At 68.0% G+C, this 23,440-nt stretch carries 24 protein-coding genes; 14 read left to right on the top strand and 10 right to left on the bottom strand.

Annotation, left to right across the window (positions count from 1 at the left end):
• Nucleotides 1-7: 7 nt before the first annotated feature.
• A complete protein-coding gene (locus RM543_RS07670; RefSeq protein WP_311690302.1) occupies nt 8-1,426 on the bottom strand; it encodes a homospermidine synthase in 1,419 nt (472 codons plus the stop codon).
• Nucleotides 1,427-1,644: 218 nt separating this feature from the next.
• Here RM543_RS07670 and RM543_RS07665 point away from each other — a divergent pair, with 218 nt between their 5' ends.
• Nucleotides 1,645-1,995 (top strand): hypothetical protein, encoded by a 351-nt coding sequence (locus RM543_RS07665; protein ID WP_311690301.1) that lies wholly within the window; start codon nt 1,645-1,647, stop codon nt 1,993-1,995.
• A gap of 81 nt (nt 1,996-2,076) precedes the next feature.
• Here RM543_RS07665 and rpsD read toward each other — a convergent pair whose 3' ends face one another.
• The 3 genes from rpsD to RM543_RS07650 form a co-directional block, all read right to left on the bottom strand.
• Nucleotides 2,077-2,697 carry a 30S ribosomal protein S4 gene (rpsD, locus tag RM543_RS07660; protein ID WP_311690300.1) on the bottom strand — a complete coding sequence of 207 codons (621 nt, stop codon included), beginning with the start codon at nt 2,695-2,697 and terminating at the stop codon, nt 2,077-2,079.
• A gap of 213 nt (nt 2,698-2,910) precedes the next feature.
• On the bottom strand, nt 2,911-4,005 hold the full coding sequence (locus tag RM543_RS07655; protein WP_311690299.1) for a Hint domain-containing protein: 1,095 nt from the start codon (nt 4,003-4,005) through the stop codon (nt 2,911-2,913).
• 122 nt (nt 4,006-4,127) lie between these two features.
• A complete protein-coding gene (locus RM543_RS07650; protein ID WP_311691342.1) occupies nt 4,128-4,790 on the bottom strand; it encodes an SOS response-associated peptidase in 663 nt (220 codons plus the stop codon).
• Nucleotides 4,791-4,893: 103 nt separating this feature from the next.
• On the opposite strand from RM543_RS07650, the gene RM543_RS07645 reads away from it, so the two are divergent.
• Entirely contained in the window at nt 4,894-5,793 is a 900-nt protein-coding gene (locus tag RM543_RS07645) for a hypothetical protein (protein WP_311690298.1), read from the top strand.
• 159 nt (nt 5,794-5,952) lie between these two features.
• On the top strand, nt 5,953-6,510 hold the full coding sequence (locus RM543_RS07640; RefSeq protein ID WP_311690297.1) for a nucleotidyltransferase family protein: 558 nt from the start codon (nt 5,953-5,955) through the stop codon (nt 6,508-6,510).
• 142 nt (nt 6,511-6,652) lie between these two features.
• Here the strand turns inward: RM543_RS07640 and RM543_RS07635 are convergent, their stop codons facing one another.
• Nucleotides 6,653-8,233 carry a bifunctional metallophosphatase/5'-nucleotidase gene (locus RM543_RS07635; protein WP_311690296.1) on the bottom strand — a complete coding sequence of 527 codons (1,581 nt, stop codon included), beginning with the start codon at nt 8,231-8,233 and terminating at the stop codon, nt 6,653-6,655.
• Between the two features lie 183 nt (nt 8,234-8,416).
• Between RM543_RS07635 and RM543_RS07630 the strand changes: the two genes are divergently transcribed.
• From RM543_RS07630 to RM543_RS07620, 3 genes are read left to right on the top strand one after another with little or no spacing between them, the layout of a single operon-like run.
• On the top strand, nt 8,417-8,755 hold the full coding sequence (locus tag RM543_RS07630; protein WP_311690295.1) for a DUF952 domain-containing protein: 339 nt from the start codon (nt 8,417-8,419) through the stop codon (nt 8,753-8,755).
• Entirely contained in the window at nt 8,752-9,801 is a 1,050-nt protein-coding gene (locus RM543_RS07625) for a quinone-dependent dihydroorotate dehydrogenase (RefSeq protein ID WP_311690294.1), read from the top strand. The genes RM543_RS07630 and RM543_RS07625 overlap by 4 nt, the downstream gene beginning before the upstream one ends.
• 42 nt (nt 9,802-9,843) lie before the next feature.
• Nucleotides 9,844-10,695, top strand: coding sequence for an alpha/beta hydrolase (locus RM543_RS07620; protein ID WP_311690293.1), 852 nt, complete (start codon nt 9,844-9,846; stop codon nt 10,693-10,695).
• Here the strand turns inward: RM543_RS07620 and RM543_RS07615 are convergent.
• The 3 genes from RM543_RS07615 to RM543_RS07605 are packed head-to-tail and all read right to left on the bottom strand — an operon-like array spanning nt 10,662 to nt 12,977.
• Nucleotides 10,662-12,017 (bottom strand): MATE family efflux transporter, encoded by a 1,356-nt coding sequence (locus RM543_RS07615; protein WP_311690292.1) that lies wholly within the window; start codon nt 12,015-12,017, stop codon nt 10,662-10,664. The two genes, RM543_RS07620 and RM543_RS07615, sit on opposite strands and share 34 nt — an antisense overlap.
• Nucleotides 12,010-12,522 carry a PaaI family thioesterase gene (locus RM543_RS07610; RefSeq protein ID WP_311690291.1) on the bottom strand — a complete coding sequence of 171 codons (513 nt, stop codon included), beginning with the start codon at nt 12,520-12,522 and terminating at the stop codon, nt 12,010-12,012. The genes RM543_RS07615 and RM543_RS07610 overlap by 8 nt, the downstream gene beginning before the upstream one ends.
• Entirely contained in the window at nt 12,519-12,977 is a 459-nt protein-coding gene (locus RM543_RS07605) for a PaaI family thioesterase (protein WP_311690290.1), read from the bottom strand. The genes RM543_RS07610 and RM543_RS07605 overlap by 4 nt, the downstream gene beginning before the upstream one ends.
• A 129-nt stretch (nt 12,978-13,106) precedes the next feature.
• On the opposite strand from RM543_RS07605, the gene RM543_RS07600 reads away from it, so the two are divergent.
• The 7 genes from RM543_RS07600 to RM543_RS07570 all read left to right on the top strand — a co-directional run bounded on the left by RM543_RS07600 (nt 13,107) and on the right by RM543_RS07570 (nt 20,631).
• Nucleotides 13,107-13,496: a MerR family transcriptional regulator gene (locus RM543_RS07600; protein ID WP_311690289.1), complete on the top strand. Its 390-nt coding sequence runs from the start codon at nt 13,107-13,109 to the stop codon at nt 13,494-13,496.
• Between the two features lie 355 nt (nt 13,497-13,851).
• Complete coding sequence (locus tag RM543_RS07595; RefSeq protein WP_311690288.1) at nt 13,852-14,250, top strand: MerR family transcriptional regulator; 399 nt, start codon at nt 13,852-13,854, stop codon at nt 14,248-14,250.
• A 91-nt stretch (nt 14,251-14,341) separates the two neighbouring features.
• Entirely contained in the window at nt 14,342-16,120 is a 1,779-nt protein-coding gene (locus RM543_RS07590; RefSeq protein WP_311690287.1) for an acyl-CoA dehydrogenase C-terminal domain-containing protein, read from the top strand.
• 64 nt (nt 16,121-16,184) lie between these two features.
• Nucleotides 16,185-16,397, top strand: a complete 213-nt coding sequence (locus RM543_RS07585) for a hypothetical protein (RefSeq protein ID WP_116083046.1) — start codon at nt 16,185-16,187, stop codon at nt 16,395-16,397.
• 162 nt (nt 16,398-16,559) lie between these two features.
• Nucleotides 16,560-17,186 carry a glutathione S-transferase family protein gene (locus RM543_RS07580; protein ID WP_311690286.1) on the top strand — a complete coding sequence of 209 codons (627 nt, stop codon included), beginning with the start codon at nt 16,560-16,562 and terminating at the stop codon, nt 17,184-17,186.
• Nucleotides 17,187-17,206: 20 nt separating this feature from the next.
• The gene (locus RM543_RS07575) at nt 17,207-18,418 is read left to right on the top strand and encodes an acetyl-CoA C-acetyltransferase (RefSeq protein WP_311690285.1); all 1,212 of its coding nucleotides are present in this window, start codon (nt 17,207-17,209) and stop codon (nt 18,416-18,418) included.
• Between the two features lie 14 nt (nt 18,419-18,432).
• Nucleotides 18,433-20,631, top strand: a complete 2,199-nt coding sequence (locus tag RM543_RS07570; protein ID WP_311690284.1) for a 3-hydroxyacyl-CoA dehydrogenase NAD-binding domain-containing protein — start codon at nt 18,433-18,435, stop codon at nt 20,629-20,631.
• A gap of 186 nt (nt 20,632-20,817) precedes the next feature.
• On the opposite strand, the gene RM543_RS07565 is transcribed toward RM543_RS07570, so the two are convergent.
• A complete protein-coding gene (locus tag RM543_RS07565; RefSeq protein WP_311690283.1) occupies nt 20,818-21,309 on the bottom strand; it encodes a thermonuclease family protein in 492 nt (163 codons plus the stop codon).
• Nucleotides 21,310-21,504: 195 nt separating this feature from the next.
• On the opposite strand from RM543_RS07565, the gene RM543_RS07560 reads away from it, so the two are divergent.
• Nucleotides 21,505-22,521, top strand: a complete 1,017-nt coding sequence (locus tag RM543_RS07560) for a hypothetical protein (protein ID WP_311690282.1) — start codon at nt 21,505-21,507, stop codon at nt 22,519-22,521.
• Nucleotides 22,522-22,528: 7 nt separating this feature from the next.
• Here the strand turns inward: RM543_RS07560 and RM543_RS07555 are convergent, their stop codons facing one another.
• Complete coding sequence (locus RM543_RS07555; RefSeq protein WP_311690281.1) at nt 22,529-23,440, bottom strand: pseudouridine-5'-phosphate glycosidase; 912 nt, start codon at nt 23,438-23,440, stop codon at nt 22,529-22,531.

Below are 23,440 nucleotides of genomic sequence, written 5' to 3'. Positions count from 1 at the left end.
CCCCCCGTCAGGAGGCGAGGACGTTCCGGAAGAGCCAGGGATCGCTTTCGTCGATGTCCTCCTCGAAATGCTCCCACCGGTCCTGGAGCGGGGTCCAGTCCGTGTAGTGCCCCTCCACGGGTCCGAGGTAGGGACGCTGCACGCCGAGGCAGAAGGCGTGGTCCATCTCGTCCGTCTCGACGATGCCAGCCTCCGGATTCGCCAGCGCCCACGCCATGCCGGCGACAACCGCGCTCGTCACCTGCAGACCCGTGGCGTTCTGGTCCGGGGCGATCTGCATCGTCTCCTCGTTGGACAGGCGCGAGCCGTACCAGAGCGCGTTCTTCTCGTGGCCGAAGAGGAGGACGCCGAGCTCGTCGATGCCGGTGACGATCTCGCCCGGCTCGAGGATCTCGTGGACCGTCTGCTGCCGGCCGGAGCCGAACATCTCGTGCAGCGAGAGGACCGCGTCGTCGCAGGGGTGGTAGGCGTAGTGGCAGGTCGGCCGGTACTGCGGATCCCGCCCCTCGCCGACGGTGTAGTAATCCGAGATCGAGATCGCCTCGTTGTGGGTCACGAGAAAGCCGAATTGCGGACCGGGCGTCGGGCACCAGGTATGGACGCGGGTGATCGCGCCCGGCCGGCCGAGCCAGATCCCGGCATGGCAGCCCGTCTCGTGGCGGTTGCCGTTCTCGGGGAACCAGGTCTCGTGCGTGCCCCACCCGAGTTCGGCAGGCTGGAAGCCTTCGGCGATGAAGCCCTCGACCGACCATGTGTTGACGAAGACGTCACGCGGCCGGGGTTTGGCGCGGGCCTGCGTGTCCCGCTCCGCGATATGCACGCCCTTGACGCCGAGGGATTGCATCAGCAGGGCCCAGTCCTCGCGGCTGGCGGGCGTCTCGACATCACGCCCGGTATCCTCGGCGAGCTTGAGGAGCGCCTCCTTGACGAACCAGGACACCATGCCCGGATTCGCGCCGCAGCAGGAGACGGCGGTCGTCCCGCCGGGATTCTCGGCCTTCTCCGTCCGCACCGTCTGGCGCAGGGCGTAGTTCGTGCGGGCGGCGTTGTCGGTCGTGTCGAAGTAATAGCCGGCCCAGGGCTCCACGACCGTATCGATGTAGAGACAGCCCCGCTCCCGGCAGAACCGCATCAGCTCCAGAGAGGAGGTATCGACCGAGAGGTTCACCACGAAGCCCCCCGGCGCGATCACCTCGCCCAGGATCTCGCGGTAGTTTTCGCGGGTCAGCGCTTCCTGGCGATAGGGAATGCCGCGCTCTTTGAGAAGTGCGCAGGCCTCGCTGCCGGGCTCGATGACGAGGAGCTTCTCGCGGTCGAACTCGAAATGGCGCTCGATGAGCGGAAGGGTCCCGCGGCCGATCGAGCCGTAGCCGATCATCACGACGGGCCCGTCGATGCGGCCATGGATGGGGTGGGTCTCGGCCATCTCTCACTCCGTTGGTCTGACGTCGGGGGGCCTTCTAGCAGCGCCCGCCGAAAAGGAAACCGTGGGAAAGCCGGCATGTCCCGTCCGGCGGGGCGCCGTATGACGAAGACGTGACCCCGAGCGGCATCGCAATCGCCGCCCTGGCGCGCCTGCCGTCCCTCGGCAGAGGAACGCCCACCCCCCCTCTTCGCGTTGTTGACCCAAAGGAGGACACCTTCATGACAGATGAAAAACGAAACCCCACGACACCGCCCCGCGAGGCCTCGGCACCGCCGCGGCAGACCGGCCATCCGACGGAATCGGAGGCGGCTGCGGGCACCATGTCTCCCAATCTCGATCCCGAGGACGTCCACGATACCCCGCAGCCCCCCCGGTCAGGCGCAGGCGCGCCGCCGCCGAAATCGGGCGAAGACACGACCGCGAGCCGCGCCTCTCAGCGTCCGCTCGACGCGGTGACGGATCCAAAGCACAAGACCGCGCCCAAAGCCGACAGCCCGGTGAAAAGCGGCATGATCTGGGGCGTCGTCGCCGTGATCGTCCTGCTCGTCGTGGTCTTCATCGTCCTCTGAACGGCAGATTTGACGGCGCAAACGAAAATGGCCGGCCCCGAAGGGCCGGCCATTTCTGCAAAAAAAGGTCCCTGAAAGGGATCAGTTCTGCGCGTAGAATTCGATGACGAGGTTGGGCTCCATCTGAACCGCGAAGGGCACGTCGCCGAGGGCGGGCGTGCGCACGAAGGTCGCGGTCATCTTGGAGTGGTCGGCCTCGATGTAATCCGGCACGTCGCGCTCGGCGAGGCCCACGGATTCGAGGACCAGCGCCATCTGCTTGGACTTCTGGCGCACCTCGATCACGTCGCCTTCCTGCACGCGGTAGGACGGGATGTTGACCTTCTTGCCGTTCACCAGAACGTGGCCGTGGTTCACGAACTGACGCGCCGCGAAGACGGTGGGCACGAACTTGGCGCGATAGACGACGGCATCGAGGCGGCGCTCGAGGAGGCCGATCAGAAGCTCGCCGGTGTCACCGCGGACCCGCTCGGCCTCGGCGAAGATGCGGCGGAACTGCTTCTCGGTCAGGTCGCCGTAGTGGCCCTTGAGCTTCTGCTTGGCGCGGAGCTGCAGGCCGAAATCGGACAGCTTGCCCTTGCGGCGCTGGCCGTGCTGGCCCGGGCCGTACTCGCGGCGGTTGACCGGGGACTTCGGGCGGCCCCAGATGTTTTCGCCCATGCGGCGGTCGAGCTTGTACTTGGCAGAGGTGCGTTTGGTCACCGTCTGATCTCCTTCATGGCGCCCCGCAAAACGCAGCGGGGTCGATTTCGAAGGGCGTTGTCCTTTGCCTCAAGCGCCTCTTCACGAAGAGAAGCGGGATCGGCCGACAGGCATCCTCTTGCGAGGGCCCCCAACACCAATGGATACCGGTACGCGAGAGCCAGAGGCCCCCGTGATCCGGAGGGCGCCGTCTATCCCCGGCCCGGTGAGGTGTCAAGCGTGAAGCCGGGCGGTGCCCGCCATGAGGATCGCGGCCTCGGCCCGGCCGAGCACGCGGCGCGCCGGCGGCCCGTAGGCATCAAGGTTTTCGCCTGCGAGAACGTGCCTGATCCGGGCGCGATCCGCGTCGCCCAGCGCCCCGATCGCCGCCTCGTCCGGGTGGAAGCTCTCGCTCTCCACGCCGTTCGCGAACAGCACCTGATGCCGCTCCATGAGGACATGGACATAGCTCACGTCCCGCGCGGCGATATCGGTGGAAATACCGGCATGACCCAGCAGGTCCTCGGCGTGAACGAGAACCTCGGACTGGTTGAAGAGCGCCCGTGCCGCCGGCCCCGCCAGGAGGAGCCTGTGGCGCGGCGAGACGAGAAGGTCCCCCTCGGGCCGCTCGATCCCGAGCGCGCCCGAGCGCACGCGGATCGGGCGCAGATGCGGCATGACACGGAGGCGCGCCCCGCTCAGGTGCCGCGCACCGGTCCAGAGCACGGGCCGGGGGCCGTCATCCTTGGTCAGGACGAGATCGCCGGGCCGCAGCGCCTCGACCGGGCGCGAGCCCCCCGGCGTCGCGATGGAGGTTCCGGGCACGAAGCAGATCAGGCCTTCCGCGGAGGGCGCGGCGCGGTCCCGCGCGCGGCGGCGCGGGCAGACGTCGCTGCGCACCACGTGGAGATCCGTGCCGGAGGGCGGCACGCCGTCATCGAAAAGGACCAGCCCCTTCCCGCGCGGCCCACCCGGCACCCAGGCTCCCTGCCACGCGCAGCGTCCGTCCGTGACAACGAAGGTCAGGCCGAGCGCTCCGGGCTCCGCCCCCTTCGGCTCGGGCGCCGTCGCGGCATCCCTCGCCGCCAGACCAAGCCGTCGCGCCATCCGGCCCGCCGCCCGACCGGCGCGCGCGTTCATCTCCTCGTCTCCCCGGGCGCCGGTGAGCAGCAGCGGGCCGCCCCGCGCATCGATCCGCGAGGGGATACCGTCCCAGCGCCAGGTCTCGCCGGGAAGGATATCCGCCACCGGTCCGCCGGGAAGGCCTGCTGTCTCTGTCCGTGCCCAGGGAACGACATAAGCGCCTTGCTCGGCGCGTGCCCGTTCCATTTGCTCTGCTCTTTTGTTGTTTATGCGCGACAGCTTGCCCGGTGAAGCTCATGCGGCAAACCCCTCCCCCGACGGGTCTGCCCGCCTCCGTGGCGTTTGGGCCACGGGTCGGGTGGCCCCCTTCAGGCGGCGAGGGGCTCGATCAGGGAGGGCCCTTCGGCGCGGTTGGAGTTCACCGCCGGGTCCACGCGGTGAAAGGTGAACGTCCCCTCCGGCGCCGGCCGCATCAACCGGGCAGCCCCGTGCCCCGCCTCCCCGAGCCACAGCGCCCAGTCCTCGGGTCCGAGGACCAGCGGCGCACGGGAATGCAGCTCGGTCATCTCCCCGCTGGCCGCGGTCGTGACGATGGCGACCGTGTCGAACGCCCCGGCCTCCCCCTCCCAGCCTTGCCATATCGCGGCGAAGACCAGCGGCACGTCGTCAGCCCGGCGGATGAGCCACGGCAGGCGCGCCTCGCCCTCCTTCGTCCATTCATAGAACCCGCTGGCCGGGACGAGGCAGCGGCGCTCCCGGCAGGCGGAGCGGAAGGCGGGCTTCTCCGCCATGGTCTCCGATCGCGCGTTGATCAGGAGCGGACCGCCATCCGGGGCCTTGTACCAGTGCGGGATGAAGCCCCAGCGCATCGGTCTGAGCCGCCGCGCGCCCGCCTCGGAGGTGACGGTATGGATGCTGTCCGTGGGGCAGACGTTGTAATTCGGCGTGGGCGGCAGATCGTTCGACGGGGCTGCGTCGAAGATTTCGGCGATGGCCGGTCCGGGCGGGGTGATGATGAAGCGTCCGCACATGAAGGTGATGTAGTCCGCGCCCCCGCCGCGGGGAACCCCGGGGAGCCATGTCGTGTTTGGCCGCCACACCATGCCCCCCCCTTTTGCCCGCGAGGTCCTCCCCGTGAGACGCACCGCCCTTCTCGTTCTCGTCGCCGCGCTGCCCGCCGCCCCTGCCCTCGCGCAGAGCTCGCTATCGGACGAGGCACTGGTCGGACAGATCGAGCGGGCCCTCGAAGGCAGCGGAGCGACAAGCGGCGCACCTGCGCAAAGCGAACCGAGCGCCCCGATCCGCGGATCGGACGTCATCACGCCGCCGTCCGGCACGATCACGTCGCGACCTCTGGGCACGATCGACAATGCCGCCGCCAGCCGGTCCTCGAGCACGGATCGCCTGCCGCCGGAATATACCGGGGACTGGCGCATCGAAGGCGGGCGCTGCGACCAGCCGGGGGACGTGCGCAGCATCACGGCAAGCAGCATCGAGTCCGGCGGCACGGCCTGCAGCATCGCCAGCGTATCGGACCGGGTGACCTCGGTCTCCGCCACCGGCACATGTCCGCCCGCAAGCGCCGTCGAGGTCGAACAGACGCGCAGCTTCGATCTGCGCCTGTCCGGCCGGGACGGACTGTCGATCACGGATGAAGGCCAGTCGGAGCGCCTCCTGCGGTGCGGCGCCGCGCCGAGCGGCGGCGGTGGCGGGCTCGCGGCCCCTGCCCCCCAGCCGCAAGGGCCGACGCTGGCGCGCGAATGGGCCGATGACTATCCGGGCTCCTATGCCGTCGGCGGCGCCTGCGAGACGTCTGGCTTCGTCGTGTCGATCTCCCCCGAGACGGTGCGCGTCGCCGAAACGGTCTGCGATGTGGCGGATCTGTCGAGGTCCGGCAGCGGGATCGTCGCCTCTCTCGGCCAGTGCGTGGCGGATGGTCTCGGCGCCGACGACCGGACACGCTTCTTCGAGATGCGGGACGGTACGCTGATCTACGAGGACGGCTATGGAAGCTGGGCCCTGTCCCGCTGCTGAGGAGCGCCACACGGGTCTGATAACCGCCCAAAGAACCTGAGCGGCTAAATTCGGTGCCTGGAGGCACGACTGGCACGAGTGCGGCATGCGGACATCATCCGGTCATCATGAAACTGCGCTGGAGGTGGTGTCGCCGCGACCGGTGCCCGGTTCCAAACTATGAAGCAGATACGCGATTACGAAACGGCTGACTTGATACGGGCCGACAAGCTGCGCTGGGAGGCTCTTGGTGCCGTGGAGGAGTTGGACCTTCCAGGAGGCAGCATAGGCGCCGGGTTCGTCAGAAATCTCGTCTGGGACCATTTGCACGAACGAAAAAGCGACTGTCGAAATGAAGACGTGGACGTCCTGTTCTTTCATCCAGAGCGCCTCGACCGCGATTACGAGGCTGAGCTCGAAGAGCAGCTTGTGAAAAGCGCGCCACACCTTTCCTGGAGCGTGCGGAACCAAGCGCGCATGCACCATCGCAATGGCGATCAGCCATATTCTTCAGTCGAAGATGCCATGCGGTTCTGGCCAGAAACGGCAACAGCCGTAGCTGTGTCTCGCGCCGGTGAAAGGTGCCACATCTCCGCTCCATTCGGCCTGCAAGATTTATGGCGTATGGTTCTGCGACCGACCAGCATCGCAGATCATAAGGTTGCCGCCTTCGAGCACCGGATCATCTCGAAGAACTGGCTGACCCGCTGGCCGATGCTCTCCGTTCACCCGATTTGAATCGATGGCGTGAGGTGTCGGCCATCTTGTGGTCATGGCCAACACGGTTTGCGGACACCCCCAAAAATAAAGGGTGGCCCTCAAGCCACCCTTTACCAACTCGTTACGAAACGTACTGGTTACGAGCCCGTCTGCGCGGGGATTACTCGACCACGGTGATGCGGCCGTCAGTGTAGGGCGTGTAAGGTCCCTCTTCCGCGAGATACTCGGCAGTAACATCTGCGAGATCTGGGCCGAAGTCATACACGTTTTCGGCATTTTCGGCAAACATCGAATATCCGTCGCCGCCGTTGCGAACGTAGTTGTTGGTCGCGACGCCGTAGGTGGCGCTTTCGTCCAGAGGCTCCCAGTTGCCGTCCATGTCGACCATCACATCGGAAATCCGGCTGCCCGCTTCGGCGGAGGGATCGACGGTGTATTTCAGGCCCGACACCTGTGCGAAGCGGCCCGCCCCGTCAGCCATCTCGCTTGCGCCATTTTCGAGCGCGGCGAGAACGGTGGCCCCGTCGGTCTGGAACGTGGCGAGGGTGTTCTGGAACGGCAGCACCGTCAGGACCTCGCCCTGGGTGACCTCACCGGCATCGATGGTGGCGCGCAGGCCCCCGCCATTGGTGATCGCGAGCTGGATGCCCTGATCGGCGGTGCGCGCCAGCATCGCGTCCGCGACGAGGTTGCCCATCTGGCACTCCATGGCGCGGCAGGTCTCGCGGGAGCCGTCGATCACGTCGGTACTCTCGGCGACGACGCGGCTGCGAAGCTCCTCGAGGGGGCCCGCAAGCTCGCTCATCCGCGCAAGGGCCTCCTCATCCTCGGCCACGGACGCGTCGAGCACGATGGGATCGCCGGAAATCTCGGTGATCTCGCCCGCATCGTCGAAGGTCACGTCGACCTCGCCGAGATACTTGCCGTAGGCATAGGCGGTGAAGATCGGAACGTCGTTCACCATGACCGGATAGGGGCCCTCGGCGTCCTCGTCCGTGTTGGACAGAAGCGTATGGCTGTGCCCGCCGATGATGATGTCGACGCCGGTCAGCGCCTCGGCGAGACGGCGGTCCTCCGGCAGGCCCACATGGGTGAGAAGGACGATCTTGTTCACGCCCGCCTCGGTCAGCCGGTCGATCTCGTCCTGCGCCGCATCGACGGCCGAGGAGAAGATGACGGTATTGCCGGGGGACGACGTCTCGGGCGTATCCTCGGCGAGAACCGAAACGATGCCGACCTGCTCGCCGCCCACATCGAGGGTCACGGAATCGTCCACGCGGTCCGCGAGGAGGTTGTTCTGGGACACGTCGATATTCGCCGACAGGACCGGGAACTCGACCTGGTCGAGGAACTCGGCCAGCCCTTCCGGGCCATTGTCGAATTCGTGGTTGCCCACGGCCATCGCATCGTAGTCGAGCTGGGTCATGAACTCGGCCGCGAGATCGCCGCCGTACTGGTTGAAGAAGAGCGAGCCCTGGAACTGGTCACCGGCGTCCAGCAGGATGACGTTCTCTCCGGCGCGCTCCCGGCCCTCGGCAATGGCCGTGATCATCCGTGCGATCCCGCCGAAGCAGTCGCCGGCTTCGTTATCCTCGGCCGAGCAGCTCGAGTCGTAGGCGTTGATCGGCTCGAACCGGTCGTGAAAATCGTTCGTGTGCAGGATCGTCATGCTCAGATCGGCCTGCGCCGTTCCGGCCGCGAGCGCCATGGCGCCGGCGCTGAGGAGGAAACGGTGTTTCATTTTGAAGCTCCCTGTTGGTTATGGAGGACACGATGGCGCCGGCCTCTCTCGGAGTCAAAGATGCCTTGCGTCTCTTGCTGCACTCAGGTGTCATCCGCATGACGGTCGGCGCACCTCCCGAAGACCCCGGGGCAGCGCGCAAGACGGATTGACCCCGCACGCCCGTCGCGGCACATCCGGCCCATGCTCGTCTTCAAGATCCTCCGCCGCCCCGAATGGAACGCCCTCAGCCAGACGGGCCGCACACGGGGAGCGCCCGTCGACCTCGCGGACGGGTACATCCACCTGTCCACCTCCGGGCAGGTCGCCGAGACCGCGGCGAAGCATTTCGCGGAAGAGAGCGACCTTGTGCTTCTGGCGCTCGACGACACGCAGCTCGGCCCCGCGCTCAAGTGGGAACCCTCCCGCGGCGGGGCGCTCTTTCCCCACCTCTACCGGACGTTGACGCTGGAGGATGTCGTCTGGGACAAGTCCCTCCCCCTCGGCTCGGCCGGTCACATCTTCCCGGAGGGAATCCTGTGAGCGTGATCGAACGGGCGGGCCTCGCCCTGCTGCACCGGATGGATCCAGAGCGCGCCCACCGGATCGCACTCTCCGCGCTCGGGACTGGGGTCATGCCCCTGCCCGGCCCGGTCTCCTCCGCGCGGCTGGCGACCCGGCTCGCCGGCCTTTCGCTCCCGAATCCCGTCGGCCTCGCCGCCGGCTTCGACAAAAACGCGGTCGCCCTCGGCCCGCTCGCCCGCGCCGGCTTCGGCTGGATCGAGTGCGGCGCGGCGACGCCCCGCCCGCAGGACGGCAACGAGGCGCCGCGGCTCTGGCGGCTCAGCGAGGATCGCGCCGTCATCAACCGGTTCGGCTTCAACAATGACGGCGCCCCCACCATCGCCGGCCGCCTCGCCGCGCGCCGCAAGGGCGGCGTTCCCGTGGGTCTCAACCTCGGCGCCAACAAGGACAGCGCGGACCGCGCGCAGGATTTTGCCGCCGTTCTCACCGCCTGCGGCCCGCATGTCGATTTCGCGACGGTGAACGTGAGCTCCCCGAACACCGAGAGCCTGCGGGACCTCCAGGGATCGGCGGCGCTGGCGAAGCTCCTGGCCGGCGTCGTTGCCGCGCGGGATGCGCTGGAGGGACGGCCCGCCGTCTTCGTCAAGATCGCGCCGGACCTGTCGGACCGGGAGATAGAGGACATAGCCGGCGTCGCCGAGGCCTCCGGGATCGACGGGATCGTCGCGACCAACACGACGCTCAAGCGCGACGGGCTGACAAGCGCCGACAAGGACCGCCCCGGCGGTCTGTCGGGGCGCCCGCTCATGGCGCGCTCGACCGAGGTTCTGGCGAAGCTCTACCGCGCCACCGGCGGGCGCATCCCGCTCGTCGGCGTCGGCGGCATTTCCTCGGCGGAAGATGCCTTTGAGAAGATCCGCGCCGGCGCGACGGCGGTGCAGCTCTATTCGGCGCTCGTCTATGACGGGATCGGGCTCGCCGCGCGGATCGCCGAGGGGCTGGACCGGATCGCCGAGCGCGAGGGGCTGGGATCGCTCAGCGATGCGGTCGGCACCGGCGTCTGACGCAGGCCCGGGAACTGCCGGGCGCGCATGGCGTTCGGGCCGATGACACTCAAGACAATCGATGACGTCCGCGCCCTGATCACGGCCAACCCGGTTTCCGGCACGCCGCCCGAGATGCGCGCAGCCTTCGCCCGACTGGCGGCAGCACCCTCCGCGGACGATGTCGGCGCAAGGCCCCTCGTTCTCGGCACGATCGATGCGCTCTCCCTCGGAGAGGGGCCGACGCTGCTCTGGCTCCATGGCGGCGGGCTGGTCTTCGGCGGTCCGGAGACGCACCTCGCCCTTGCCGCGCATTTGGCCGGCCGCGGTCTGCGGGTGGTGCTGCCCGCGTACCGGCTTGCGCCGGATCACGTCTGGCCGGCCCAGATCGAGGACACCCTCGCCGCGCTCGATGCGCTTTCGGGACCCGTGGCGATCGGCGGAGACAGCGCTGGCGGACTGCTCGCCCTCGAAGCCGCGCAGCGGCGTCCCGGCCGCGCCTTCGCCCTCGCACTCCTTTCGCCCAACACCGACCGGACCGGCGCGACGGCGGAGGTTCGCGCGGCGCAGTCCGAGCTTGATGCGATGAACGACGACGAGCAGGACGCCGCGCTCGCCCGCCTCGCCTTCGAGGACCGGGACGGATGGGACCCCGAAGTCTCCCCCCGCCTCGGCCCGCTCGATCGTCTGCCGCCCACGTTCCTCGCCGCCTGCCCGGACGAGGTCCTGTCGGAGGATGCGCGGCTACTGGCGGACGGCATCCACGAGGTTGGCGGCGGCTGCGACTTCACCTTGTGGGACGGCATGTTCCACATGTGGCCGCTCTGGCCGAACGCGATTCCCGAAGGCGCCGAAGCGCTCGACCGGATCGCCGCCTTCGTTCAGGCCGAGGCCGCGCGCTCCAGCGCGGGATAGCGGGCGAAGAGCGTCACGGCGCGCAATCCGTTCAGCAGCATCAGCGACAGCCAGAGCCCGCCGTTCCCCATCATCGGCACGAGCAGGACGACACCGGCGACATAGGCCGCGACAGGGAGCACCATCGCGTTGCGCATGTCCCGCGTTCGCGTGGCCCCGATGAAGATGCCGTCCAACATCCAGCTTCCGATCCCGACGAGCGGCGCCGCGACGACCCACGGCAGGTAGTCCCGCGCCGTCTCCCTCACGTCCGGATCCGTCGCCATCGCGTCGATGATGAGCGGCCCGAACACTGCGTATACCATCGCGAGGAGAACCGCGCCCCCTGCGCCCCACTGGCTCGCCACGATGGCGGAGCGACGCAGGTGGGATCTGCTCTTCGCGCCGAAGGCCTGGCCCACGAGGGATTCGGCGGCGAAGGCGACGCCGTCGAGCGCGTAGGCGGTGATCTGGAGGAACTGCAGCAGCACCTGGTTGGCCGCCAGCGTCACGTCACCGAAATCGGAGCCGACGAAGAGGAAGGCGGTGAAGCTGGCCTGCAGGAGGACGGAGCGGAGCATGATGTCTCCGTTCACGGCCACCATCCGCCTGATCCGCACGGGATCGAGGACCCGCGCCCAGTCCCTCCACTGCTCCCCGGCAAACGCCGCGCGGCAGAGCCAGAGGCCGAGCCCCAGCCCGGTCAGCTCCGCGATGATTGTGGCCCCGGCGACCCCGCCGACGCCCCAACCGAGGCCGAGGACGAACCACAGATCGAGCACGATGTTCAGCCCGTTCATCCAGAGCTGGAGGAGCAGCACCGAACGCGTTCGCTCCAGCGCGATGAGCCAGCCCGTCAGCGCATAGATCGCGATCGCCGCCGGTGCGCCCCAGATGCGGATGGACAGGTAGATCCGTGACAGCTCCTCGACCTCGGCCGAGGCCGGTGCGAGCGCGAAGGCGGCGGCGAAGATCGGCCATTGCAGCACGATGCCGGCCAGTCCGGCCGCGCCTGCGATCATCAGAGCCCGCACGAGGATCGCGCCCGTCTCCGCCGCGTCCCCCGCGCCATGCGCCTGCGCCACGAGGCCGGACGTGCCCATCCGGAGGAAACCGAAGATCCAGTAGATCGAGGAAATGATGACCGCGCCGATCCCCACGGCCCCGATCGGCGCGGCGGCGCCGAGCTGCCCCACGACGCCGGTATCGACGGCCCCGAGGATGGGGATCGTCGCGTTCGACAGGACGATGGGCAGCGCGATCGCGAGGACGCGCCGATGCGTGACCGGTTGAAGATGCGCGGACGGGGCGGACGCCTCGGGCGTAACGCCCGGCTCAGACACCACCGCGATCGTCCCGTGGGCCCGCCGGCATCAGGAAGTGCCCCGTGGCCTGCGCGAAGAGGCGAGCCCGGTTGTCCTGCCACGCCTCGACATGGACGGATGCAAAGCGCCGCCCCGAGCGCACCACCCGCGCCCTTGCATAGGCGTCGCGCGGCAGGCCGGAGCGCAGGTAGTCGATGGTGAAGTCGATGGTCTTGGGCAGGCGCGGCCCGACATCGCCGCCCGACCCGCTCTCCATCTCGGGCCAGAGGATGGACCAGCTCAGCTCCACGATGGCCGCGGTTTCGAGAAACGAGGCCGTCACGCCGCCATGCAGCGCCGGGACCATCGGATCGCCGATGAGCATGTCCTTGAAGGGAAGAACGGCGGTCAGCTCGTCCCCGCGGCGATCGAATTCGATGCCGAGAAAGGCGGCGTAGGGCATCGAGCCGACGAGACGGGAGAGGTGGCCATCGCGCCGCTCCTTCAGGGCATCGACGGGCTCGGGAGACGTGCGGGGGCTCATGCCGCGCCCTCCCCGCTCGCCGCCGAGGGGCCGACGGTCATGGTGAAGGCCCCGGTGGCGGCGGCGACGGGCGGCCCGTCCTCTCCGTCCGTCGCGGTCGCCCGGATGAAGGCGACCGAGCGGGTGACGTGGTAGCACTCCGCCTCCGCCCGGATCGGCGCACCGGCCTTCGCGGCGCGCATGTAGTCGATCCTGAGATCGAGCGTGGCTGCAGCGGAGGGGCCGACGGGATGGCTCATCACCGCGGCACCGCCGCAGGTGTCCATCAGCGCGCTGATCACGCCGCCATGGAGAACGCCCCGCCGCGGATCGCCCACGAGGCGCGCATCGAAGGGCATCGTGATCACCGCATGTCCGCCGCCGACGCTCTCGATCGTCATGCCGACTGCGCGGGCGAAGGGGATCGCCTCGATGAACTGCCGGGCTAACTCTGTCTGCACCTGTGCATCGCTCATGGCGGAACCTGCTCTTTTGGACCGGTGGACTATCGGCTCGCGGGGCACGACGTACAAGGCAGGCCCGGGTTGCAAAGCGGAAGCACGGGCGCGATTATCCGGGGGGCCAAGCCACAACGCGCGGATGGGATGATAGAAATTCGTATCAGCTTCAAGGAAATGTGCGAGCGCTTCGGCGTGACGCCCCGCACGCTGCGCTATTACGAGTACATCGAACTGCTCTCCCCCGAACGCGAGGGCCGGTCCCGGTTCTACAGCGCGCGCGAGGTCGCGCGGATGACGCTGATCATGCGGGGTCGCCGGTTCGGGTTCTCCCTCGAGGAGATCCGGCAATGGCTGGAGATCTACGATCAGCAGGGCACCCGTGCACAGATGGAAGCCTGGGTCGTCATGGCGGACAGCCAGCTCGCCGACCTGCGCAAGCGGCAGGAGGAGCTCGCGCAGACCATCGCCGAACTCGAGGGCCTGCGCGCCGACACCTCCCGCTCGCTCGAAGAGTGCGACCGCGAGCAGGACTGACACTGCATCGGCGGGCGGACCATGACCGCCCGTGAGCAGCGCCCGACAAGGCCCCGAGACGGCCCCCACGACATGCCCGCCGACAAGCCCGACGACGCGCCCGAAGGGATCATCCCGGCCCGATGGCATTCCTTTGATTTATAGCCCCATCAAAGTTCGGCATAGCATCGCAAACGCATTGACCGACCGGTCAAAATTGCGCATCAACTGCTTCTGGCGCATTGATATTTCCCGAGCCCGTTCATGACGTCACGTTACGGTTACGCTAACGTCATGCGGGCTTGTGACTTGAGCGAAATCGAAACATCTGCGCTCCCACAAAGAAGCAATCTCCTGACTGGGAGGCCAACGAAAAATGACCACCGACACTCTCACCATCCGCGAGATGTGCGACTCCTTCGACGTGACGCCGCGCACCCTTCGATTCTACGAATCCAAGGAGCTGCTCTTCCCGATCCGGGAAGGCACGCGACGGTTGTTCACCCGCCGGGACCGCGCACGTCTCAAGCTGATCCTGCGCGGCAAGCGCTTCGGCTTCTCCCTCGAGGAGATCCGCCAGCTGCTCGATCTCTATGATCTCGGCGATCAGCAGGTCACGCAGATCAGCGCGACCTACGAGGCCGCCAAGGTTCACCTCGCCGACATGGAACGCCGGCGGGACGAGCTGAACGAGGCGATTTCCGAGCTCAAGGGCCACATGGAATGGGGGGAGAGCGTGCTGTCCTCCCTGCAGGCCAAGCAGGCCGCCGAGTAGACGATTTGCACTCGAAGTGACGGAACGGCGCGCGGGACATTCCCGCGCGCCGTTTTCTATTATGGGTCCAACCTAGTCGGGAGGATCAGACATGCCGAGTTACACCGCCCCCGTGCAAGACATCCAGTTTGTCCTGCACGACGTGCTTCGGGCCCATGAGCAGGACGTGCCGGGCTACGACGAGATGGACCGGGACTTCACCACCGCCGTTCTCGAAGAGGCGGGCAAGATCTCCTCGGAAGTGCTGGCGCCCCTCAACCCGGTCGGGGACCGGGAGGGCTGCACCCTCGAGAATGGCGTCGTCCGGACGCCCACCGGGTTCAAGGCCGCCTACGACCAGATGCGGGAGGGCGGCTGGCTCGCCCTCGATTCCGATCCCGAATACGGCGGCCAGGGCATGCCGTACCTCCTGGGCTCGGCCGTCGGCGAAATGTTCGTCTCCGCCAACATGGCCTTCAACATGTACCAGGGCCTGAGCCACGGTGCCGCTTCAGCGATTCACGCCCACGGCTCCGAACAGCAGAAGCGGACCTACCTGCCGAAGATGATCGAAGGCTCGTGGTCCGGCACGATGAACCTCACCGAGCCCCAATGCGGCACGGATCTGGGCCTCATCCGCACCAAGGCGGAGCCGCAGGACGACGGAACCTACCGCATCTCCGGTCAGAAGATCTGGATCTCCGCCGGCGAGCACGACCTGACGGACAACATCGTTCACCTCGTCCTCGCCAAGATCCCCGGCGGGCCGGACGGCACCAAGGGCATCTCCCTCTTCATCGTGCCGAAGTTCATGGTGAACGAGGACGGCTCCCTCGGCGACCGCAACCAGGTGGTCTGCGGCGGCCTCGAGGAGAAGATGGGCATCCACGGCAACGCGACCTGCGTGATGCACTACGACGGCGCGATCGGCTACCTCGTCGGCGAGGAGCACAAGGGCATGCGCGCGATGTTCACGATGATGAACGAAGCCCGGATCGGCGTCGGCCTCCAGGGCTACGCGCAGGGCGAAGTCGCCTACCAGAATGCGCTCGCCTTCGCGAAGGACCGTCTTCAGGGGCGCGACGTGACGGGGGTGCAAAACCCGGACGGGCCGGCCGATCCGATCATCGTGCATCCCGATGTGCGCCGGAACCTCCTCCACCAGAAGAGCTTCACCGAGGGCGCGCGGGCGCTGGCCTTCTGGGGCGCGTCGCTGATCGACCGCTCCCACCGCTCCGGGGATGCCGAGGCGGAGGCTCTGGTGTCCCTCCTCACCCCCGTCATCAAGGGCTTCCTCACGGACAAGGGCTTCGAGACGGCGGTCCTCGCGCAGCAGACCCTCGGCGGCTCCGGCTTCACCCGCGAGTGGGGCCTCGAGCAGTTCGTTCGCGATGCCCGGATCACGATGATCTACGAGGGCACGAACGGCATCCAGTCCCTCGACCTCGTCGGCCGCAAGCTCGGCCAGAACGGCGGCAAGACGGTGATGGCGTTCTTCGAGATGGTGAAGTCCTTCATCAAGGAGCACGAGGGCGACGAGACACTGAAGGCGGGCTATCTCGATCCGCTGAAAGCCGCTTCCAAGGATCTTCAGGCCGCCGGTATGTACTTCATGCAGAACGGCGCGAAGAACCCCAACGCCGCGCTTTCGGGAAGCTACGACTTCATGCATCTCTTCGGTCATGCGGCTCTGGGACTGATGTGGTCCCGGATGGCCGTCGCCGCGACGAAGATGCTGGCGGACGGCGAAGGGGATCCCGAGTTCCTGAAGGCCAAGATCGAGACCGGTCGCTACTACATGGCGCGCCAACTCCCGGCGACGAAGATGCACCTCGCGCGCATCGAAAGCGGCGCCGATCCGGTGATGACGCTGGACGAAGCCGCCTTCTGAGGGTGAGTATCGAGGGGGAAGGGCCGATGAGCGGCCCCTCCCCTGCCCCATGCCCGCGAGCCCCATGCCCAAACGCTTCCGCCTGACCCGTCGCCTGCCCGTCGCCATGACGGAGGATGCCTATCGCCGGCTCAAGAAGTTCTCCCGCGATGCCGGGCTCGACGAGGGGGAGGCCCTGTCGTTCGTGTTCGAGCATTTCGACGGCATCCTAGACGAGGAGAAGTTCCTGCATCGGTTGCGGACCTTCAATTCGACGCTCGATGCGCGCAAGCGGTGACGCGTGTCTGACGCGGGCAGTCGGCAAACGGGATAAACGGGGGGCGACCGGCGCCGTTTGCGGGAGGCGGGCTTCGTCGCAACGTCACGGCGGGGTCGGGGATGACATTTGCCGCCCGTGCGCTTTTCTCAGGCGCGGACCGGTAGCAGAGGAGACAGCCCGGTGACGATCCAGCTTCATTGCTTCGGTGAGAGCGGGAATGCCTACAAGGCGGCCCTGACGCTCACCCTGTGCGGTCTAGACTGGGAACCGGTCTGGGTCGATTTCTTCGGCGGCGGATCGAAGGATCCGGAGTTCCTCGCGCTCAACGAGATGGGCGAGGTGCCGGTGATGGTGGACGGGGATCTGGTTCTCACGCAGTCCAGCGTGATCCAGCTTCACGCGGCCGAGCGGACCGGCAAGCTCCTCGACGGGGACCGGGCCGAGATCCTGCGCTGGCTCTTCTGGGACGCGCAGAAGGGCAGCGGCCAGCAGGGCGCTTTGCGCTTCATGACGAATTTCCTGCCGGAGGAGAAACGCCCCGCCGGCGCGATCGAGTGGCTTTCGGGGCGCGTCGCGTCGTCGCTCAAGGTGCTCGATCGGCACCTCCATGGGCGGGACTGGATCGCGGGCGATGCGCCCACGATCGCCGACACCGCCGCCTGCGGCTACCTCTACTACCCCGAACCCTTCGGCTACGAGGCGGACCGCTTTCCCGCCATCGCCGCCTGGCTGGCGCGGATCGCCGCCCTGCCCGGCTGGACACACCCTTATGACATGATGCCCGGACACCCTTCGGACCGGGCCTGACGCATCTTCGGGAGGATTTGATGACAGACGCCTATATCTACGACGCCGTACGCAGCCCGCGGGGGCGCGGCCGCAAGGACGGCTCGCTGCACGAGGTGACCGCCGTGTCCCTCTCGAGGCAGGTCCTGAACGCCATCAAGGAGCGCAGCGATCTCGAGACCCGCGGCGTCGAGGACGTGATCTGGGGCAACGCCACGCAGGTCATGGAGCAGGGCGGATGCCTTGCGCGCACGGCTGTCCTCGCCTCCGACTTCGACGAGCGCGTTCCGGGTCTTTCCATCAACCGCTTCTGCGCGAGCGGCATGGAAGCGGTGAACCTCGCCGCCAACCAGGTCCGCGCCGGCGCGGGCGAGGCCTATGTCGCCGGCGGGGTCGAGATGATGTCCCGCGTGGCGATGGGCTCCGACGGCGCCGCGATCGCGGTGGACCCTTCGGTCGCGATGGACAGCTACTTCGTGCCCCAGGGCATCGCCGCCGACATCATCGCCACCGAATACGGCTTCAGCCGGGAACAGTGCGACGCCTTTGCCGTGGAGAGCCAGAACCGCGCCGCGGCGGCCTGGGATGCGGGCCGCTTCGACAAGTCCGTCATCACCATCAGGGACACGAACGGCCTGCCGATCCTCGACCGGGACGAGTACATGCGCCCCGATACGGACATGCAGAAACTCGGCGCCCTGAACGCGTCCTTCCAGCAGATGGGCGAGGTGATGCCGGGCTTCGACAAGGTCGCGATGATGAAGTACCCGCATCTCGAGCGGATCAACCACGTGCACCACGCCGGCAACTCCTCGGGGATCGTCGACGGCGCGGCGGCGGTGCTCGTCGGCTCCAAGGCGTTCGGCGAGGCACACGGGCTGAAGCCGCGCGCACGGATCCGCGCCACGGCGAAGATCGGGACCGATCCCACGATCATGCTGACGGGGCCGGTCCCGGTCACGCACAAGATCCTCGAGGATCACGGCATGAAGATCTCGGACATCGATCTCTTCGAGGTGAACGAGGCGTTCTCCGCCGTGGCCCTGCGCTTCATGCAGGCCTTCGACGTCGATCCCGGGCGCGTCAACGTCAACGGCGGGGCCATCGCCATGGGCCACCCGCTCGGCGCCACCGGCGCGATCATCATCGGCACCCTGCTCGACGAGCTGGAACGGTCGGACAAGGAGCTCGGCCTCGCGACACTCTGCGTCGCCTCCGGCATGGGCGCCGCGACCATCATCGAACGCGTGTGAGGGGAGACCGCGACATGACCGATTTCACGATGGACAAGGGCGCCGACGGCGTCGCCGTGATCACCTGGGACGTTCCGAACAAGTCGATGAACGTCCTGTCCTTCGACGCGCTCAAGACCCTGGACGGACTGGTGGAGGACGCGCTCGGCGACGATGCGGTCAAGGGCATCGTCATCACCTCCGGCAAGCCTGACTTCGCCGCCGGCATGGACCTCAATGTCCTTGCCAAGCTGCGCGACGATGCGGGCGCCAACCCTGCGAAGGGGCTCTTCGACGGGATCATGCAGATGCATGGCGCCCTGCGTAAGATCGAGCGCGCCGGGATGGACGACAAGAACAAGGGCGGCAAGCCGATTGCCGCCGCCCTTCCGGGCAGCGCGCTCGGCATCGGGCTGGAGATCCCGCTGGCCTGTCACCGCATCTTCGCCGCCGACAATCCCAAGGCGAAGATCGGCCTGCCCGAGATCATGATCGGCATCTTCCCCGGCGCCGGCGGCACCACGCGCCTCGCCCGGAAGCTGGGGGCGATGGCGGCCTCCCCGTTCCTGCTCGAGGGCAAGCTGTCCGAGCCGTCCAAGGCGAAGAGCGCCGGACTGATCGACGAGGTCGTGGCCGATCCCGTCGCGGCCGCGAAGGACTGGGTGCTCTCCGCATCCGACAAGGACATCGTCAAGCCGTGGGACGAAAAGGGCTACAAGATGCCCGGCGGCGCCCCCTATCACCCGGCCGGGTTCATGACCTTCGTCGGCGCGTCCGCCATGGTGAACGGAAAGACCAAGGGCGTCTTCCCCGCCGCGAAGGCGCTCCTGTCGTCGGTCTACGAAGGCGCTCTCGTGCCCTTCGACACGGCGCTCAGGATCGAGGCACGGTATTTCACCTCCATCCTCATGAACCCGTCCTCCTCGGCCATGATCCGGTCGCTCTTCATCAACAAGGGCGCGCTGGAGAAGGGCGCGAACCGGCCCGACGCGCCGGATCAGACGGTCCGGAAGGTCGGCATCCTCGGCGCCGGGATGATGGGCGCTGGCATCGCGCTCGTCTCCGCGCAAGCCGGCATCGAGGTGGTGCTGGTGGATCAGAGCCGCGAGGCCGCCGAGCGGGGCAAGGCCCACAGCGCGACCTACATGGACGAGGGCATCAAGCGGAAGAAGGCCACGCCCGAGAAGAAGGAGCAGATGCTCGGCCGGATCGAGGCGACGGACGACTATGCCGCGCTCGCGGCCTGCGACCTGATCGTCGAAGCTGTGTTCGAGGATCCGTCGGTGAAGGCCGAGGCGACGAGAAAGGTGGAGGCCGTGATCGGCCCCGACTGCATCTTCGCCACCAACACCTCGACGCTGCCGATCACCGATCTGGCCGAGGTCAGCCAGCGGCCCGAGCAGTATATCGGCATCCACTTCTTCTCCCCCGTCGAGAAGATGAACCTCGTCGAGATCATCAAGGGCGCGAAGACCGGTGACCGGGCGGTCGCCAAGGCGCTCGACTTCGTGCGGCAGATTCGCAAGACGCCGATCGTGGTGAACGACGCGCGCTTCTTCTACGCGAACCGCTGCATCATTCCCTACATCAACGAGGGGGTCCGGATGGTGGCGGAGGGCGTTGCGCCGCCGCTCATCGAGAACGGCGCGAAGCTCGTCGGGATGCCGCTCGGCCCCCTTCAGCTCGTTGACGAGATCTCCATCGATCTCGGGGTGAAGATCGCCAAGGCCACCCGCGCGGCAATGGGAGACGCCTATCCCGACGCGGCGGTCGACGAGGTGCTCTTCGCGATGGCGGATCAGGGGCGGATGGGTCGCAAGTCCGGCTCGGGCTTCTACGCCTACGAGGAGAGCGGCAAGCGCAAGGGCCTCTGGGAGGGGCTCGAGGCGGCCTACCCGGTCTCCGAGGGGCAGCCCGAGGTCAGCGAGGTCCAGCACCGGCTCCTGATGGCTCAAGTGCTGGAAGCGGTCCGGGCCTTCGAGGAAGGGGTGCTCACGGATATCCGCGAGGGTGACGTCGGCGCCATTCTCGGCTGGGGCTTCGCGCCCTGGTCGGGCGGTCCGTTCTCCTGGCTCGACATCATCGGCGCCACCCGCGCGGTCGCCATCTGCGACGTTCTGGAAGCGGATCACGGAACGCGGTTCAAGGCGCCGCAACTCCTGCGCGACATGGCCGCCAAGGGGGAGAGCTTCTACGGCCGCTACGGCGATGGCCAATCGGTGAAGGCCGCGTAAGGACCGGCGTCCACCGCCAGACCCACATGACACCGAGGCCCCGGGCTGCACGCGCGCAGTCCGGGGCCTCGTCCGTTCCGCCCCCTGCCCGCGCGGCGCACCGGCCCTCAGCCGTCGGGCTAGGCCCCGGCCACGTCCTCGGCGCAGACCTCCCCCCGGCCGCGGGTCAGGACCATGGCCGCCGGCTCAATATCCGGGCCACCGCCCGCAATAGCCGCCGGAAATCATCGCCTCCCCGAGGTCGTCCCCCGTGGCGAGGGCGCAGACACCGACCTCCCGGTCCCAGGATTTCCGCCCCTCCAGCATGCAGGACATGGTCTGATCACGGACGAGGTCCCGCACCTTGGCCGTGGCGCGCTCTCCGGCCGCGGTTCCCGTTTCGGCGCAGTCGAGATTGGCGATGCGGATCGGCACGCCGGCCACCTCGATCGTGTCCCCGTCGCGGACATGGGTGACGCGGCCGATGAGGTCCGCCGCCTTGCCCGGCTCCACGTCGCTCCCGCTCGCGGGATCGGGCCCGGCGTTTCGCGCACGCCTCTCCGATTCCTGCCCCCCCAGACTTATCAGAACGAAGAGGACGAGGAGGACCACCAGGACGGCACCCTTCACCCCGATCGGCGCGTCGTGGCTGGACCTGCCGCGGCGGCGTTGCTTTCGAAACGGGGACTTCGATCTCATGTCGGACATCGCATCAGGGGGACGGAGCGGCATACTCCCCGCGCCGGCGGGCGACCGCAACATCGAAACCGCGCAACTCCTTTCAGCCGATGGAAAACCCCGGACGCGCGAGTTAAGCTGACCGGACCCGACGCGGCCCGAGACCCCGGCCGTCGGAGCCACTGGACCGGCGAGGAAAGGCCAAGTGCCCCCCACATGACGGCGTTGAAACAATATTCGCGGCTTGAATGCGACGGGATCTGGCGTCCCGGACAGGATGCGCAGCGGCGGGAGGTGATCGTGTCCTTCGGCAATGCGTCCCTCGTCATCTCGGACACGGCGAACCGCGCCCTGGATCATTGGTCCCTCGCCGCGGTTGCCCGGATGAACCCCGGCGAGGAGCCAGCCCTCTACACCCCCTCCGCCGAAGCCTCCGATACGCTGGAAATCGAAGATTCCACGATGATCGAGGCCATCGAGAGGGTCCGTGCCGGCCTCGACCGGGCGCGACCGCGGCAGGGCCGGGTGCGCTGGCTCGTGACCGCCGGCATCGCCGCCGCGGTGATCGGCCTCGGCGTCTTCTGGCTGCCGGAGGCGCTTCTGCAGCAGGCCGTCGGCGCCCTGCCGCCCTCCGCCCGCGCAGATATCGGAACGGAGCTCTTTCGCGCCATCGGCCGCGTCTCGGGTGCCCCCTGCCGCACGCCGCGGGGGGACCGGGCACTGGCGCAACTCCACAATCGCCTCGTTGCCCCCCGCGAAGGCGCGATACTCGTCCTGAGGGACGGGCTCAGCGGCACCGTGACCCTGCCCGGCGGTCTGATCCTGCTCGACCGGCGCCTGGTGGAGGACCACGAAACGCCGGACGTCGCCGCGGGCTACATCCTGGCCGAGGTGGTCCGGACCGAGGCCGAATCCCCGATGGAACGCCTGCTCCGCACTTCCGGCCCCTTCGCGACCCTGAAGCTGCTCACGAGCGGCGAGATTTCGGACAAGACGCTGAACGCCTATGCCGAGCATCTCGTTGGCACGGAGCGTCCCCAGGTCGCCCCGACGGCGCTCCTGCCCAAGTTCCAGGCTGCCCGCGTCTCGTCCACCCCCTACGCTTACGCCAGAGACATCAGCGGGGAGGCCACGCTGCCGCTCATCGAGTCCGACCCGATGCGCGGCGGCGATGCCGAGCCGGTCCTCACGGACAGCTCATGGGTGGCCCTGCAGAACATCTGCGGGACCTGACCCGAAGTCAGCGGGCGGCGGCCACCGCGATCTCGGCCGCAAGCCGGGCGTTGTTCCGAACGAGCGCGATATTCGCCGTCAGGGAGCGCCCGCTCGTCGCCTCGTTGATCGCCGAGAGGAGGAACGGCGTGACCTCCTTGCGGGAGATGCCCCTCGATTCGGCCGCCTTGAGCGCCTCGTCGATGGTCGCCGCGATCTCGGCGGCAGGGATCTCGTCATCGGCCGGGATCGGGTTCGCGATCAGAAGGCCGGTGCCGGAGCCGAAGGCGTGGTGCGCGGCGATGGCTCTCGCGATCTCCTCCGCCCCGTCCAGCCGGTGATCGGCGGCGATGCCGCTCTGGCGCGAGAAGAAGGCGGGAAACTCTTCGGTGCCGTTCGCGATGACCGGAACACGGTTGGTCTCGAGCACTTCGAGGGTGCGCGAGATGTCGAGGATGGACTTCACGCCGGCGCAGACGACCGAAACGGGCGTGGTCGCGAGCTCCATCAGGTCCGCGGAGATGTCCATCGTGACCTCGGCGCCGCGGTGCACGCCGCCGACGCCGCCGGTCGCGAAGATGCCGATCCCGGCGAGGTGCGCGAGCCGCATCGTGGCGGAGACGGTGGTGCCGGCGGAGAGACCTTTCGCGATCACCGCCCCGAGGTCCCGCCCGGAGGCCTTGACGACGCCCTCGGCCGCGCCGAGCCGGTCCAGCGCCGCCGCGTCGAGGCCGACCTTCGCGCGGCCGTCCAGGATGGCGATGGTGGCGGGCACGGCTCCCGCCGCGCGCACCTCGTCCTCGACCGCGCGAGCCGTCTCGACATTCTGCGGCGCGGGCATGCCGTGCGTGATGATCGTCGATTCGAGCGCGACGACGGGCCGCCCGGAGGAGAGCGCGTCGGCCACGTCGGGGGAGATGTCGATCAGGTCGGGTGTCAT

The sequence above is a fragment of the Tropicimonas omnivorans genome (genome assembly GCF_031846565.1).
GTDB lineage: Bacteria > Pseudomonadota > Alphaproteobacteria > Rhodobacterales > Rhodobacteraceae > Tropicimonas_B > Tropicimonas_B omnivorans.
Note: the sequence above shows the minus strand (reverse complement) of the source record. Positions and strands in the feature narration are given on the sequence as shown.